This is a genomic window from Photobacterium lipolyticum (genome assembly GCF_003026475.1).
GTDB lineage: Bacteria > Pseudomonadota > Gammaproteobacteria > Enterobacterales > Vibrionaceae > Photobacterium > Photobacterium lipolyticum.
In genome coordinates this window covers 155,003-169,814 of record NZ_PYMC01000002.1, presented here as the reverse complement: position 1 = coordinate 169,814, position 14,812 = coordinate 155,003, and the positions used below count along the sequence as shown (strand labels likewise).

Sequence of the window (14,812 nt, the reverse complement as noted above, 5' to 3'; positions counted from 1 at the left end):
AATTGTTTGTTGTCTTCACTAAATCTGGTTCAAAAAAATCAAATATCAAGTATTTTCTGCATGTTAAGGGGGCAGATGGCGCTTTAAGATCGGAAAAATAGTTGTGGGTATTACGGTTTTGTAAAAAGGCGTGAAATGAGTTTTGATTATGTGTCAGTGTGTTATTGATGAATAGGCATGAAAGTGATGAAGAAAGCCCCCGATATGCGGAGGCTTTGAATGATTTTTTACTGCTTATTCAGTGCTTTAGTGATAATGATATCTCGCTCTATTTGGCGCTTATCGGCATCGTTAGTCGCTGCTATTAACTGAGTTTCCAGTTTGGCTATAGAGGCGTCGAATTCGGCTTTATCGCTGAACATTTTGTCTTTCACGTTGATCGACGCAATGTTGGTATAGCGACCGTCTTCGCTGACGGGAACAGAAATTTCACCGGTGTTAATCAGATCTTTCACGATTTCACGCTGTTTATCGTAGCCTTCCAGGCCACTTAAATGCCAGCGATTCATTGGCTTACCCTGATAAACACCGCCTTTTACTTCTGACAGGTAGCGGATAGTCAGGTTACGAATGGTACCGGCTTCTTCGCCGTATTCTTCTTCGGTATCAAAAATAACCGGGAATTTACGGCCTTCCAGTATGCCGCCATTTTTAGTCAGGTGGCCCATGCGGTAGCTGTTCATGCCAATTTTGATGGGTGTGCTATCGGTGATCATCTTTCCATCGGCAAATTTCAGCTCTTTAATGCGTTGGCCTGCTGGCTCGGTTAAATCAATGGTGTAGGTAACGCCAGCAAAGAAGTCGTTGGTCGAGTATTTTGACGAGCGCCGCTCTGGGTTGAAGCTGTAAGTCACGTCGCCATCTTTGACGCTGTTGAAGTATCCCGCCGACCATTCCATGTAGGTTTTCAGTTCTTTTCCCGTCAGTTCATATACCGTGATCTCACCGCCAGCATACTGGTAGTTGTAGGCAATATCTTTAGCTTTGATTTGACCAACATCCAGCTCCGCGTTGTCGTTGTCGATTTGCAGTGCAATCACATTCGCGATGGGTGCGTAATGCATGCTGGCTTCCTGGAACAGGGCGCTGATCCCTGTGTCTTGAACGTGTACCTGCGGAATACCTTTGATTTCATTTTCAGGTACCAGATCGACGCCTTTTAGCTGTGCGACAATGCGATTGGCATTTTCACGCAGGCGTTTATGGTAAGGCGCATACAGCTCCTCCATTTTATCATCCGAGGCTATGCCCTGGATCTTGTAGGTGTAGCTGTCTTTGTTTACGAGAGTGAATTTGCCTGCTTTCTCTTCAAATTGCAGATCGATACGGGAAAGGGCACGGCCATATTTATCGGGTTCTGTAATGATCACCCCATTCACAACAGCCTTATCGATGCGGGTATGCATGTGGCCTGCGACAATGGCATCCAGCTCTGGGTTGGCTTCGGCAATGTCGCGAACGCCAGTCGCTTCAATGTTGTTTTCATTATCTAAGCCCATGTGTGCGACAAGCACGATGGCATCCACTTTGCTATCAATTTGCCTGATGACTTTCTTCACTTCCAGGGATGGATTGGTGAAAGTCATGCCTTCCAGGCGGTTTGTGCCTTCAGCAAAGACTTGGGTCATTGGGGTATCCATACCAATCACACCGATTTTCACGCCATTTCGTTCAATAATAGTGTAAGAAGGCAGAAATGGGTTGCCATCAGCGCGCGTGATATTTCCCGCGAGAGACTGGCCGTTAAACTGTGAGAGTGAACGGTTAAGTACTTTTAACCCAAAGTCGAATTCGTGGTTACCGAGCACCCAAACATCATAGGCCATTTCGTTAAAGCCCAGCATCATTGGATCAATCGGTTCATCTTTGAAGGTTTCAACAAAGTTACCCTGAATGGTGTCGCCGGCGTCTACCAGGATGACGTTAGATTGATCGGTACGGATATTTTTCACTTTAGTGGCAATCTGGCTCAGGCTGCCGCGCATATTGAGTTTGTCACTGGCGTAATCCCAAGGCATGAAGTGGCCGTGAATGTCAGAGGTTCCGAGAACAGTGACATCAACAATATCGCCATCCGCTGCTATTGTTGGGCCGGCCATAGCCAGAAATATAGCGGAAGCTAAAATTCGTTTTTTCATCGAAGACTCTCTTTTTTAATAGGTTATTTCTGCGGGCATATTAGGCTTTATTAACAGGCACATATCCAGCGCTGATCTCCTTTTTAATGTAATAAAGTTGGCCTATTTAAGAAATTGTGAGATGTCCCGCATGTCAATATAGCTCTGGTAAGGTTGATTGGCTGGACCCATTTGCCGTATCAATAGGTTGCTTGGGTGTAGAAGGTGACGTCATCTGGTCTGAAGGGAAAGATCACCGATTAATCTCATCGGCATTTTCCTTCTTTAATATTCCTATTTACTTTGTTTCCAGGTTAAAGAAATTGTTGCAATGCTAAATCGTGCTTGTTATTGGCCCGAGAGGCTTTACAATCAGCACATCAAAATTCCGGTTCAATTATGAACCTTTAGAATGTGACTGACAGAACACGATGAATAGAAAGAAAAAAGTAAACGAGATCCTTAAAAAGAGATTGAAAAAATCTAATGCGAAATTACAGACTAGTAATAAACCGCGTTACATTTCTAAAGCTGAACGTGCAAAAATGGAATTAGAAGCAGCGCAACAAGCAGCAGAACAAGGTGCTGCAGCGAAAGAAGAGCAAGCGACTGCGGATGTGGCTGCCGAAGAGTCTGACTCTAAAGAGTGATAATCATGTCCTCTGAATTAAGAGCGTATATTGATAGTAAACACCATGGAAAGGCGTTAGATAACGCCTTTTTTTATGGTTTTTCAGTAGCTTTAATAAGGGATGAAACTGAGTATTGATGGTACTTAGCAGCGATATCCTGTAGGCTACACGCCCTCCCGCCGTCGAGGTGGTCTAAACTGTGAAAAATAATGACAAGAGATGATCTTATGAGCTTTGCCTCCCTGGGCCTATCTGCCCCAATCCTTGAAGCTGTAGCTAAACAAGGCTACGACACACCTTCGCCGATCCAGGCTCAGGCGATTCCTGCTGTGATCGAAGGTAAGGATGTAATGGCAGCGGCCCAAACCGGCACTGGTAAGACAGCAGGTTTCACACTTCCTGTTTTAGAGCGTTTATCAAAAGGCCAACGTGTTAAACCTAATCAGGTGCGTGCGTTAATTCTTACTCCAACGCGTGAACTTGCAGCTCAGGTTGCTGAAAGTGTTGCTTTATACGGGAAGAACCTGCCTTTAAGCTCTGCAGTTGTATTTGGTGGCGTTAAAATTAACCCACAAATGATGAGATTGCGTAAAGGGGCTGATGTTCTGGTGGCGACACCAGGTCGCTTGCTTGATCTGTATAACCAGAATGTAGTGAAATTTAGCCAGTTAGAAGTACTGGTTCTGGATGAAGCAGACCGCATGTTAGATATGGGCTTTATCCGCGATATCCGTAAAATCTTAGCGGTATTGCCTAAGCAGCGTCAGAACCTACTTTTCTCTGCGACATTCTCTGATGAAATTCGTCAGCTGGCGAAAGGCCTGGTTAATAACCCGGTTGAAATTTCTGTTAGCCCGCGTAATGCAACGGCACCCACAGTAAAACAGTGGATTTGCCCGGTAGATAAGAACAAAAAACCAAACCTATTAACCAAGTTATTAAAAGAAAATAACTGGGGCCAGGTCCTGGTATTTACCAAAACCAAGCACGGTGCTAACCGTCTGGCCACTCATCTTGAAAGCCGCGGTATTAAATCTGCTGCAATCCATGGTAATAAGAGCCAGGGTGCACGTACTAAAGCACTGGCTAACTTCAAGAGTGGCGACATTCAGGTATTGGTTGCGACTGACATTGCGGCACGTGGTCTAGATATCGATCAATTACCACAAGTGGTTAACTTCGAATTGCCGCATGTAGCAGAAGATTATGTTCACCGTATTGGTCGTACAGGCCGTGCTGGTTGCGAAGGTCAGGCCGTTTCTCTTGTCTGTGCCGATGAGTTTAAAGATCTGGCTGCAATTGAACGTTTGATCAAGCAAGTATTGCCTCGTGAACTCGTTGATGGATTTCAACCAGTGAACAAGTTGCCTGAGTCACGTTTAGATACGCGTCCGATTAAGCCGAATAAACCGAAGAAGCCAAAAGTTGATCATCGCGATGGTCAGCGTTCTGGCGAAAACGCAAAAGGCCATAAGCCCCAGGGTAAAAATAGACGCCATACGGGCAGTCAGAATAAGCCTGCGGGTCAATCTGGCGATGGCGCGAAGCCTGCGCAGAGACGTTCTCGTCCCCAGACTAACGGGTAATAACCTGAATTATTTAAAAAAGCCGGCCTTGAGTCGGCTTTTTTGATCTGGTTTGGTAGTCGTTTAGCGGTTTTAAGCCCACCTTCATTTTCTTACTTTACTATCGAGTTCAGGCTGACTGTCGATATTGCAGGCCAATATCTGGGACAGAATAGCCCAAGCTTACATTCACCCAATGCCAAATATCTCCCGCAGCAGGTAGCCCGTAAGGAATGCAATGCCTGCTGCTGTTCCGCCTGTCAGTAGCGTACGTAATCCGGAAATAAGCACCGGCTTAGCAAAGACGAGGCTTTTCAGCATGCCGATAGAAAAAAACATGATGGCGGCAAAACAGGTGCTGAGCACAAATTGTTGTTGCATGTCTAATACCGGAATAAGGAATGGTATTAATGGCATCGCCCCGACGATAAGGAACGCAGCAAAGGTTGTGATGGCCGATTTCCATGGGTTTGGTGTGGTTTTCTGTATGCCATGTTCTTCTGTGAGCATGGTTTCTACCCACAGATGACGATCCTGGCTTATGGTCTCCACAATCTCTTCAAGGATTTTTCCGTTAAAGCCTTTTCTCTGAAATATTTGGCGTATTTCTTCTTTTTCTCCCTCGGGGATTTCATCGATATGGTTTTCTTCGGATCTTCTAATATCTTCGGTAAATTCCTGTTGTGCCTTGATAGATTCGTAATTGCTTATAGCCATGCTAAAGCCGTCTGCAAAGAGATTGGCAAACCCCAGCACTATAGCCACCGATGAAGAAAATCCCGCGCCAACGGCCCCAGATACAACGGCAAAGGTGGTGACACACCCGTCAATCCCCCCAAGCACCGCATCAGAGATATTCTGCGATTTGGGAGCCTGTTTCAGACGTTGTTCTATAGCTTCCGGGTGATGTTCTCGTACAAGATCTTCATTAGCGGTTTTCTTCATTTTGAAATTTCCAACAATGATTTATTTATAGCTTATACCAATCGGGGCAATAGTCTGGATATTCAGGTACATCTGTCACAGTTTCGAGTCTAATTCCGATTGGTGTTTATTCTTTTTCATGATGAATCGACGCTTTAGCTAGAATGAATAACACAGGTATCAGATGAGAAAATGCTGGATGATGATTCTGAATCGTACGAAAAATTATGGTGTGGGCCTGCCGGGCCCTGTTGTTTTTAGTTAAATGCCCAACGTTCTGATTTCTTATTAAGTATTGTCAGCTCACAGGAATGAAATTCAAGACTATGAATTTCGTCAGTCTTTTCTATAAATAACAAGAGTATTCCTTTTAGTATCAGTGATGGCCTCCTGGTTTAAGGTGAAGCGATGTTGAGGATGAGTTTACTGTTTATTGTTTTTACCTTATGTCCTCTGCACACCTTTGCCAGTGAGGCCATTAGCAAAGAGGCAATATCTACAAACATAACAGCGAAAGAGATCATTCGACAGGCGATGAACCACTGGCGGGGTGTTAGCTCGTACTCGCAAATGAGTATGACCATCCACCGGCCCGACTGGCAACGTATTATGACGATGCAGGCGTGGACTCAGGGCGATAAACACTCTCTGGTTCGGGTAATTGAACCTAAAAAAGATGCCGGCAATGCGACGTTGCTCAAAGACAATAACATGTGGACCTTCTCGCCCAAGATTAACCGGGTCATCAAAATCCCCTCATCAATGATGAACCAAAGCTGGATGGGCAGTGACTTCTCCAATAAGGACATCAGTAAATCGACCGAGATCCTTGAGCAATATGAGCACCAGTTAAAGCAAGTGTTTAAGCAGGATGGTCATACCGTCTACGTGATCATCGCCATTCCCAATGAAGATGCCGCCGTCGTCTGGGGCAAAGAGATCCTCTATGTGCGTGACGACTTTGTGTTGCTTGAGGAGCAGTTCTGGGATCAGGACGGAAAGCTGGTTAAGACCATGAAAGCGATGGAGGTGGCTGAACTCGGCGGCAGAATGCTGGCAACGCGATTACGGATGAATAATCATGAAAAACCTGATGAATGGACCGAAATGGCGACAAAAAATGCAGAGTTTGATGTCGCGTTAAATGCTCATGTCTTTACCCTCTCTAACCTGCGTAATCCAAGATGATGAGTATCGAACTACGCCTTGCCTGGCGGAATCTATGGCGGCACAAAAGACGGACCTGGATAACGGTTTCGGCGATGGTGTTTTCCAATATTCTGCTGGTGTTTATGCTGTCTCTGCAAGTCGGGACCTATCAGATGATGATAGATAACTCATTAAGTCTGTTCAGTGGCCATTTGCAGATCCAGCATCGCCAATATCTCGATACCCCAAAGTTGAGATACGATATTGAAAACCCGCAGCAATTAGCCAAAGAATTGCGAACTCAGTTAGGTACTGATGCCGTTGCCAGTCGAGCGGCTACTTTCTCTTTAGTTTCCAGTGACGAGCGTTCTTTCGGTGTTCAGGTGATCGGTGTCGAGCCTGAGTACGATACCCATACTTCCACCCTTTCGGGCTTGATCAAAAAGGGCCGTTACCTTTCCGGCAATGACAGCAAAGAGTTGATTTTAGGCAGTACGTTAGCACGTAACCTCAAAGTTGGCGTGGGGGATGAAATTACCATACTGGGTTCCGGGCGCGATGGATCATTTGCGGCAGGGATCGTAACCGTTGTCGGTATCTTCCATACCGCAATGGAGGAATTAGATCGCAGCGTGGTGCAAATGCCGCTGGGCTATTTTCAGTCGTTGTACAGCAGTGCGGATCGCGCTAACTATATTGTTATTAACACACCTGACGCGCTGGCACTTAGCCACTGGAAAGAGCAGATCCAAAACCGATTGGCTGACAAGACGCAATTGCGAGTGCGTGAATGGGATGAAATACAACCGGGGATCCGCCAGGCAATACTGGCCGATATTTCCGGAGCGGTCTTTATGTATGGTGTGTTAATTCTGCTGGTCGCTTTTTCAGTGATGAACACGCAGTTAATGTCGGTACTTGAGCGCACCAGGGAATTCGGTACGGTAATGGCGTTGGGGTTGCGCCCTGGCAAGTTGACTCGTCTTATTCTTATTGAAACATCCCTGATGGCGATGTTGGGACTGATCATTGGCATTGTCCTTGGCATGGTACTGACATTCTATTTTCAACATACGGGACTTTCCTATCCGGGCATGGAGGAGATGTCGGCAAAATTTAACTTGCCTGATCGCATGTATCCCAACTTAAGTTTCATTTCGGTCCTTGCCGGTCCGGCTCTGGTGATGGTGGGATCAATACTGGCTGCGATTTATCCGGCATTCAGGATCCGTCGCATGGATCCGATTGAGGCGATGAGATCGGTATGATGATGTTCTCTGCACACGTTGCGTTTACTCTGGCCTGGCGCAATCTCTGGCGTAACTACCGCCGAACCCTGATCATGTTGTTTGCCATCTGTTTGGGGGTGTGGGCCATGATTTTTATGACCGCACTGTCCCGGGGGATGGTTGATGGCATGGTTCAAGATGGTATCCGCAATCTGCCCGGACATGTGCAGGTTCACCACCCTGATTATCTGGATGATCCCAGTGTCGTTAATAGTTTTGCCGAGCCCGATGCCCGTTTTCTCGAGGCACTGCAAGCTCCCGAAGTGACTGGCTGGGCGATGCGGGTAAAGGTTCCTGCCGTCATTTCCAGCGAACGAGATACTCGTGGTATCACCTTGCTGGGCGTGGATGCTAAATCTGAATTGCAGATTAGCTTCGATCAGCAGGATATGGTCGCAGGTGAGTTTCTTCATGAAGGAAATAGTCGCGGTGTCGTTATCGGGGCCAAGCTGGTTGAAAAACTCGAAACCAGACTGGGCAAACGCATTGTTATCATGACTCAGGATCCGGATAACAACATTGTCGACAGAGGTTTTGTTATTTCAGGCGTATACCGATCCGACATTCCCGGTTATGAAGAGCTCTATGTTTATGCCGACAGACGGCTGGTACAGCTGATGTTGGCGATTGAACAGCAGATCTCTGAAATCGCCATCACAGGAACTGATTATCGGGATAATACCCGTCTTAAAGAGGCTATTAGTGCATCAGCAGCCGCGAATTTGCAAGTTCAGACATGGAAAGAGCGAGACAAGTACCTGGCGACCATGGTGGATGTGATGGATGGTTTCATTCTGGTGTGGATTATTGTTATTTTTCTGGCGCTTTCGTTTGGCCTAATCAACACCCTGATCATGGCGGTATTTGAACGCGTGCGGGAAATTGGACTGATGCGGGCCTTGGGTATGCGGGGTTCAAGTGTGTTGCTGATTATCTTACTGGAGTCCTTGCTATTGTTGTTGCTGGGCTTGGCGGTAGGAAATGCCATCGCGCTGGTAAGTATATTTTTGATTAAAGATGGCATTGATGTATCCGCGGTAGCGGAAGGGATGGCGATGTTTGGCGCTGGCACGGTACTGTATCCGGTGTTGAAGTTATCTGATTTGGTACTGGCAAATGTTGTGGTGATTATTCTGGGATTACTAACCTGCTTATATCCGGCCTGGCGGGCGTCTCGCTATGATCCTATTGTCGCTTTGAATAAGCATTAATCAGGAATAACGAATGAGTGAAATTACCTGTAGCAATGTCAGTAAAACCTTTATTCAGGGGAATGCGAAAATAAAAGGTCTGGATAACGTTAGCCTGACCATAGATAGAGGTGAGTTTGTCTGCCTCTCCGGCCCGTCCGGCTCTGGCAAAACAACGTTACTCAATACCTTAGGTGGCTTGCTGTCGCCCGATCAGGGGGAGATATCCATCGGTAATGAAAAACTGACTAGCTTGGATAAAGATGCCTTAGCGGATATGCGATTACAGCGGATTGGTTTTGTTTTTCAGTCTTACAATTTGATCCCGGTATTATCGGCACGGGAGAATGTTGAGTTTGTTATGCAAGTGCAGGGCATCGCGGCGAAAGAGCGACAACAAAAGGCCAACGCTATGCTCAAAGAAGTCGGGCTTGAAGGGATGGAGAATCGTCGCCCGGCGGAACTGTCTGGCGGACAGCAGCAGCGAGTGGCGGTCGCTCGTGCCATTGTTAGTAATCCGGCGCTAATTCTGGCCGATGAGCCGACGGCGAATCTGGATTCTCATACTGCAGAAAACTTGATGGGGTTGCTAGAAACACTGAACCGCAAACATCAGATCACCCTGGTGTTAGCCACGCATGATCCGCGCATTATGAACTATGCTCGCAGGCAGATAAAAATGGAAGACGGCAAGATCATCGCCGATTATCCGACCAGTATTGCTCCCGAGGGACCAATGGCCGCGCAATCATGAAACTGGGAACGTGGGGTTACGCTGTCATTTTGGCGGTACTGCCGTATTCAGTTGCTTCTGCTCAGGATCTGAATGTTGACTGGCGTGGACATATCAAAGGACAGCTGAATTATCAGACTTACCCTAGTGACAGTTTGATAAACCAATTGGGTTATAACGAGACACTGGATATAAATAATGATACTCGTCTTGGCTTAGATAGCAGGATGGGAGCCTGGAAACTGAATGTGGATTATCAGTTCATTACGCTGGCAGGTGATAGCTATGAGTTCGCCCAACGTTTACCCGCAAACCCGTTGTTACCTGCCAGAGAAATCAACGATGACTATCGTTTATTCGATCTCACCCATGTCATTACAACACACGATCGCCATGCTCTCGTTCAGCGACTAGACCGGCTTAGCCTGAGTGTCCATTTTGATAACCTGGTACTCAAAGCAGGCCGACAAGCCATCAGCTGGGGCAACGGACTTATCTATGCCCCGATGGATTTTTTCAATCCGTTTTCCCCCGCCTCGATAGATAAAGAATATAAATCAGGGGACGATCTCTTGTATGGCCAATACCTGACAGAGATTGGTGATGATGTGCAATTTGTCTGGGTTGGCAGAAGGGATGTGCAGGGCAATGTGTCATCGAATGTTGATTCTTTAGCTGTTAAATATCATAGCTTTGGTGATGAATCCGAATGGGATTTCCTGCTGGCTGAGCACTTTGAAGATGATGTGGCCGGGCTGGGCTTTGTTTCCAACATAGGTAGCGCTGTCTGGCGCAGCGATGCAACACTGACCCGAACGACAGATAAAAATATCTGGAGCTTTGTCAGCAACTGGTCTTATTCCTGGATGTGGGAAGATAAGAACATCAGCGCTATTGCGGAATATTACTATAACGGCTTTGGTCAGGCCGATGGCAATTACTCAACCGCCGCGCTAGCAAATAACCCTGCATTGTTAAACCGGATTGAACGCGGTGAGCTCTACACGTTAGGAAGGCATTACCTGGCCTCTTCGCTGACCATTGAGCTGTCACCGCTCTGGTTGCTGACCCCAAGTACCTTTATCAACCTCTCTGATACCTCCGCGCTATTTCAGGTTATCAGCCAACATGATATCGAACAGGATTTACAGTTGCTGGTTGCTGTTAATTTGCCCGTGGGGGCTAAAGGCACCGAGTTTGGCGGTGTTGAGGTCAGCTCCGGACTACCTGTTAACAACCAAACCAATTATCTTGCCACCGATCTTGGTTTACAAGCCCAGATTGCATGGTATTTTTAATGACTGAATACGATTGGTATATATGGAAATGCAGTGAAAACCGATTATCAGCTCAGACTTGTTCCCGTTATTCGTTATCTTGAAAAAAATTATAACCAGCCACTTAATTTGTTTGAAGTGGCTGAGCTTGCACATCTTTCTCCCTTTCATTTTCATCGAATTTTTAAAGCCGTAACGAATGAGACACTTGCTGATTTTATTCGTCGGCTAAAGTTGCAAAACGCCGCTCAAACACTATTCTACAAAAATCACAGTATCACCCGTGTGGCACTGGATTACGGTTTTTCCAGCTCACAAAGCTTGGCGAAAGCATTTCGTGGTTATTACGGTCTGGCACCGAGTGAGTTTAAAAATTGCCAAACCGTCAATGAGTTTTCATTGCTTTTGCAAAAGAGCAAGATTGGACACGTGTTAAGCAAACAAGGACACGAAGCAACAAGCTTTATTGGTTATAGTTTGCCTTGTCATCAACAATGGAGCGAGACGATGAAAACCGAAGTATTTAAGAAGCGATTATTAGCGTATACGCGTGTTACTGGCCCTTATGGGGAAAATTACGAGCCGGCGAGTGCCAAGCTGTATCAATGGGCGGGGGCAAAAGGACTCAGTGATGGCGAATGTCTTTTTATTTATCACGATAATCCAGACATTACCCCGGCAGAGAAGTGCAGAACAGATATTTGTATTACTGTTCCGGATGACACCGAAGTGAGTGGCGAGATTGAACTGCAGGAATTGCCCGAAGGTGGTTACGCATCGATCCGTGGTACTGTGACAGAAAAAAGTCAGTATGGTCAGTATTGGCAAGAGTTGCTGGGGCAAGTGGTTGAATCCGGTCTGGAATGTGATAAGCGGCCCTGCTTTGAGCTTTATCATAGCTATGATTGTGAAACAGGTGTGGCGGATGTTAGTTTTTACACCGCCATCAAGGCATAACGCACTATAAACCGATGCCAATATCGTTCATTGAATGATATAACGTTCGTGCCAGTCAGGTTTGTTGACTGGCTTTTTACATTCTATATCCGTAATAAAAAGTTAACCACGTAACGAAAGCTTAACCATCACGATGCCGTGATCAGTACTCTCGCTGTCTCGTTCATAAATGGGATTAATCAAGTGGCGATCATAGCAATGATAATCGCTGACTTCGAACAGGCTGGCATGGTGCTCTGCATCAAATTCACACGAGAGCAGGATGTAATCCAGCACTGAACCTTTAGCATAGTAATAGTGGGTTGCGGGACGGCAAAACTCTGTTTGGAAAGAATCGGTTGCTTGAAAATAGTCTGTTGCCCGGTAAAGATCCCATGCATCTGCCAGACGGTATTTGGCTAATAATAACTCGCTTTCGTCATCGGTGCGTTGCCGTAAAGAACGGGTTAATAAGTGGGATAATACACCGCTATCCAGACTGTCATTAAAGTCACCCATCAATAACATAGGGTATCCGGTACGCTCGCGGCGCTCGATCATATTGGTAAAAAGTAACGCGGCCTCGGTACCGCGCTGCATCGCGGATCCCAAGTTGCCGGATATTTCTGTTTTCAGTGCCTGAGCGATGAAAGTCGATTTAGGTGAGCTACCATCTGTAATGTCTTGCTCCAGCATCGGACGTTTTGATTTGAAGTGCACAACGTAGCAATCACATCGGCCAATATAAGGAAGCTGAATGGTTGCACGCAGCGGCTGGCGGCTGAACGAAAAACCTTCTTTCAGTCCCATAGCAACAGCAAGTCCGGTGTCGGGAGTAACGGCGGATAATTCAGAAATAGGGTAGCGGGAAGCGATTGCCACTACGGGGCTTTGATAAATATAATCGCTAATGACTTCTGCTTCGTCGATCACGGCAAAATGTTCATACCCCTGCTCATGAACTAACTGCTGCAGTGATTCGGGGCTGAATACTTCCTGAAAGCCAATCACATCGGGCTGATGCTCTGCCAGATAGCGACTGATCCAGCCCTGTTTCTTCTGCCATTGCTCCTGGCTGTAGATCTTGTCAAAGTCATAAAAAGCCGAAGGTGGCTCAAGATAATTAAATAAGTTAAAAGTTGCGACCTTAATGGTGCAGGCTGGATTTGAGCTGTGCGTAATATCTTGTGTCAAATCAGAAGTCTCGGTTGCAATATGAAACTAAGAGTTATTATTATAACTGAAATGGTCAAAATACGTCATCCCGGGCAGACTTGAGACTAACATCGCGAGGTAAAGTTAGCTTGAAATAATTAATCTATCGATTAGTAGTAGAATTTTCTTGGCATTTCAGGACCAATCATAAACGGATAGTACTATGGAAAGAGAGTTTATCGAGATTATCAAGATAGTGGGCTATGCCATAGAGGCATTCGGTGTTCTTGTCGTAATAATAGGATCTTTTTCAGCCACTGCGAATTTCCTGTTTACATATAGAAAGCTCTCGGAAGGAAAAGCTTATAAGAACTATCGGCGAAATCTTGCGCGTTCTATTATCCTTGGTCTGGAGTTCCTCATAGCCGGAGATATAATCCGAACTGTCGTGGTAGCCGAGTCTATAGAAAACGTTGGTATATTGGCTTTAATCGTAATGATTAGGTCGTTTTTAAGCGTCACTCTGCATCTAGAGGTAGAGGGTAGTTGGCCTTGGCAAAAAGAGAGCAGTAATGAGAAAACAGGTTAACTAAGTTAAAAAGTAAGCTGCCTAACACAGCCTGATGCGTTAGTAGTGATTGTCCTGAGCGGCTGAAAGGGGTTGTCGCCACAATCCCCTTTCAGTTGTCAATAGAGATAATGTTCATTTATTCTTCTTCAATTTCCACTTCTTCAATTACCACTTCATCTTCATCTTCATCTTCATCTTCATCTTCATCTATCACATCTTCAGCTTTTTCTATTGCTCCGCCTACCACTTGTTCTTCTTGGATTGAAAACTCAGACTCATTGTGATTTTGAGTTGATGACTCATCAGCTAAGAGATATGAGCTAAACAATGCGACAATAATACTGATAACAAGATTAATCTTCATAAACACTATCCCTGTAAGTGAAAATGTCATTTTAGTCCAATTATTTATTACAATATGTCTTTTTTTTGAGACTAATTAAGGTAAACACAAACATATTGATTAGACATGCACGGAAAGCGTCTATAATTCAGGTTGTTCAGAAGCTATATTGTATTGATAATAAAATGATTTAAGAAAGATATAAAAAATCACTGTGTGTTTTGTAAATGGTCTATATTTAGTTTGCCATGTTCTGAAATAAAGCATAAGGAATAATAAAGATGAATACAAAAGTAGTGGCATTAGCGTTAACATTGGCTACGTTTTCACCTCTTTCTTTTAGTGCTGTAGAGTTGAAGGAAGGAACGCAAGAGCTTGGTTTACAAGGTAGCCTTGATTTAGATTATGTTGATGAATATCTCTTTGTCTTTAATACATCATATGGCTATTTTATATATGATGATTGGGAATTAGGTGGCGTATTTGACGGCAGCTTGAGTGAACATAATAAAAGTATCAATATAGGTGCATTTACTGAGTATAACTTTACTAATACAACCAATTGGGTTCCTTACCTAGGTGCTGCTGCTCAGTTAGGAACGCTAAATTTTGACGGGGGTAATTTTTCTGGTATTGATCTTGACTCCGAAGACATCACAGCACTTAATATCAAGTTTGCTGGTGGCGTCAAATACTTTATAAATCAGTACATTGCAATCAGTGCTGAAGTGAATTACAACATCGCTACTGATGATATTAGTGTAACTAAAGATGGCTTGGAAGACAGTTTTACCCGATTCGTTTTTGGTACGCGATTCTATTACTAGTCAATATACTCGTAAATAGTGAAATGACCTCCGGCAAGGCCGGAGGTTAATTAGATGACACCCTCTACGTAATAAAAAAGCCCGCTATGGCGTGACAGAGTAGT

Annotated in this window: 14 protein-coding genes; 10 read left to right on the top strand and 4 right to left on the bottom strand. The window is 45.2% G+C overall.

Annotated elements, in window-relative coordinates; all coding sequences use genetic code 11:
- Positions 1 to 227: 227 nt before the first annotated feature.
- Complete coding sequence (locus C9I89_RS03625) at positions 228 to 2,138, bottom strand: bifunctional metallophosphatase/5'-nucleotidase (protein ID WP_107282000.1); 1,911 nt, start codon at positions 2,136 to 2,138, stop codon at positions 228 to 230.
- Between the two features lie 410 nt (positions 2,139 to 2,548).
- On the opposite strand from C9I89_RS03625, the gene C9I89_RS03620 reads away from it, so the two are divergent.
- Together C9I89_RS03620 and C9I89_RS03615 are read left to right on the top strand one after the other, a co-directional pair.
- Positions 2,549 to 2,767, top strand: coding sequence for a DUF2986 domain-containing protein (locus C9I89_RS03620; protein WP_107281999.1), 219 nt, complete (start codon positions 2,549 to 2,551; stop codon positions 2,765 to 2,767).
- Positions 2,768 to 2,976: 209 nt separating this feature from the next.
- On the top strand, positions 2,977 to 4,335 hold the full coding sequence (locus C9I89_RS03615; RefSeq protein ID WP_107281998.1) for a DEAD/DEAH box helicase: 1,359 nt from the start codon (positions 2,977 to 2,979) through the stop codon (positions 4,333 to 4,335).
- Positions 4,336 to 4,503: 168 nt separating this feature from the next.
- Here C9I89_RS03615 and C9I89_RS03610 read toward each other — a convergent pair whose 3' ends face one another.
- Positions 4,504 to 5,259, bottom strand: a complete 756-nt coding sequence (locus C9I89_RS03610; RefSeq protein WP_107281997.1) for a VIT1/CCC1 transporter family protein — start codon at positions 5,257 to 5,259, stop codon at positions 4,504 to 4,506.
- A gap of 387 nt (positions 5,260 to 5,646) precedes the next feature.
- Here C9I89_RS03610 and C9I89_RS03605 point away from each other — a divergent pair, with 387 nt between their 5' ends.
- The 6 genes from C9I89_RS03605 to C9I89_RS03580 are packed head-to-tail and all read left to right on the top strand — an operon-like array spanning position 5,647 to position 11,833.
- Positions 5,647 to 6,426, top strand: coding sequence for an outer membrane lipoprotein-sorting protein (locus tag C9I89_RS03605; protein ID WP_170107607.1), 780 nt, complete (start codon positions 5,647 to 5,649; stop codon positions 6,424 to 6,426).
- A complete protein-coding gene (locus C9I89_RS03600) occupies positions 6,423 to 7,655 on the top strand; it encodes an ABC transporter permease (protein ID WP_211315198.1) in 1,233 nt (410 codons plus the stop codon). Before C9I89_RS03605 ends, C9I89_RS03600 begins: the two co-directional genes overlap by 4 nt.
- A complete protein-coding gene (locus tag C9I89_RS03595) occupies positions 7,652 to 8,887 on the top strand; it encodes an ABC transporter permease (RefSeq protein ID WP_211315197.1) in 1,236 nt (411 codons plus the stop codon). The genes C9I89_RS03600 and C9I89_RS03595 overlap by 4 nt, the downstream gene beginning before the upstream one ends.
- A gap of 13 nt (positions 8,888 to 8,900) precedes the next feature.
- Positions 8,901 to 9,620, top strand: coding sequence for an ABC transporter ATP-binding protein (locus tag C9I89_RS03590; protein WP_107281994.1), 720 nt, complete (start codon positions 8,901 to 8,903; stop codon positions 9,618 to 9,620).
- Entirely contained in the window at positions 9,617 to 10,897 is a 1,281-nt protein-coding gene (locus tag C9I89_RS03585) for a hypothetical protein (RefSeq protein WP_107281993.1), read from the top strand. The genes C9I89_RS03590 and C9I89_RS03585 overlap by 4 nt, the downstream gene beginning before the upstream one ends.
- A 33-nt stretch (positions 10,898 to 10,930) precedes the next feature.
- The gene (locus C9I89_RS03580; RefSeq protein ID WP_107281992.1) at positions 10,931 to 11,833 is read left to right on the top strand and encodes an AraC family transcriptional regulator; all 903 of its coding nucleotides are present in this window, start codon (positions 10,931 to 10,933) and stop codon (positions 11,831 to 11,833) included.
- 102 nt (positions 11,834 to 11,935) lie between these two features.
- Here C9I89_RS03580 and C9I89_RS03575 read toward each other — a convergent pair whose 3' ends face one another.
- Complete coding sequence (locus C9I89_RS03575; protein WP_211315196.1) at positions 11,936 to 13,006, bottom strand: endonuclease/exonuclease/phosphatase family protein; 1,071 nt, start codon at positions 13,004 to 13,006, stop codon at positions 11,936 to 11,938.
- Between the two features lie 184 nt (positions 13,007 to 13,190).
- On the opposite strand from C9I89_RS03575, the gene C9I89_RS03570 reads away from it, so the two are divergent.
- Entirely contained in the window at positions 13,191 to 13,556 is a 366-nt protein-coding gene (locus C9I89_RS03570) for a DUF1622 domain-containing protein (RefSeq protein ID WP_107281991.1), read from the top strand.
- 118 nt (positions 13,557 to 13,674) lie between these two features.
- Here C9I89_RS03570 and C9I89_RS22390 read toward each other — a convergent pair whose 3' ends face one another.
- The gene (locus C9I89_RS22390) at positions 13,675 to 13,902 is read right to left on the bottom strand and encodes a hypothetical protein (protein WP_170107606.1); all 228 of its coding nucleotides are present in this window, start codon (positions 13,900 to 13,902) and stop codon (positions 13,675 to 13,677) included.
- Positions 13,903 to 14,162: 260 nt separating this feature from the next.
- Here C9I89_RS22390 and C9I89_RS03565 point away from each other — a divergent pair, with 260 nt between their 5' ends.
- Positions 14,163 to 14,708 (top strand): outer membrane beta-barrel protein, encoded by a 546-nt coding sequence (locus C9I89_RS03565; protein ID WP_107281990.1) that lies wholly within the window; start codon positions 14,163 to 14,165, stop codon positions 14,706 to 14,708.
- The last annotated feature ends 104 nt before the right edge of the window (positions 14,709 to 14,812 follow it).

Bases quoted from the DNA above. Each gene is read 5' to 3' on its own strand.
- C9I89_RS03605 (WP_170107607.1), top strand. From the start codon at position 5,647: ATGTTGAGGATGAGTTTACTGTTTATTGTTTTTACCTTATGTCCTCTG.
- C9I89_RS03625 (WP_107282000.1), bottom strand. From the start codon at position 2,138: ATGAAAAAACGAATTTTAGCTTCCGCTATATTTCTGGCTATGGCCGGC.
- C9I89_RS03585 (WP_107281993.1), top strand. From the start codon at position 9,617: ATGAAACTGGGAACGTGGGGTTACGCTGTCATTTTGGCGGTACTGCCG.
- C9I89_RS22390 (WP_170107606.1), bottom strand. From the start codon at position 13,902: ATGAAGATTAATCTTGTTATCAGTATTATTGTCGCATTGTTTAGCTCA.
- C9I89_RS03620 (WP_107281999.1), top strand. From the start codon at position 2,549: ATGAATAGAAAGAAAAAAGTAAACGAGATCCTTAAAAAGAGATTGAAA.
- C9I89_RS03615 (WP_107281998.1), top strand. From the start codon at position 2,977: ATGAGCTTTGCCTCCCTGGGCCTATCTGCCCCAATCCTTGAAGCTGTA.
- C9I89_RS03600 (WP_211315198.1), top strand. From the start codon at position 6,423: ATGATGAGTATCGAACTACGCCTTGCCTGGCGGAATCTATGGCGGCAC.
- C9I89_RS03570 (WP_107281991.1), top strand. From the start codon at position 13,191: ATGGAAAGAGAGTTTATCGAGATTATCAAGATAGTGGGCTATGCCATA.
- C9I89_RS03610 (WP_107281997.1), bottom strand. From the start codon at position 5,259: ATGAAGAAAACCGCTAATGAAGATCTTGTACGAGAACATCACCCGGAA.
- C9I89_RS03565 (WP_107281990.1), top strand. From the start codon at position 14,163: ATGAATACAAAAGTAGTGGCATTAGCGTTAACATTGGCTACGTTTTCA.
- C9I89_RS03595 (WP_211315197.1), top strand. From the start codon at position 7,652: ATGATGATGTTCTCTGCACACGTTGCGTTTACTCTGGCCTGGCGCAAT.
- C9I89_RS03590 (WP_107281994.1), top strand. From the start codon at position 8,901: ATGAGTGAAATTACCTGTAGCAATGTCAGTAAAACCTTTATTCAGGGG.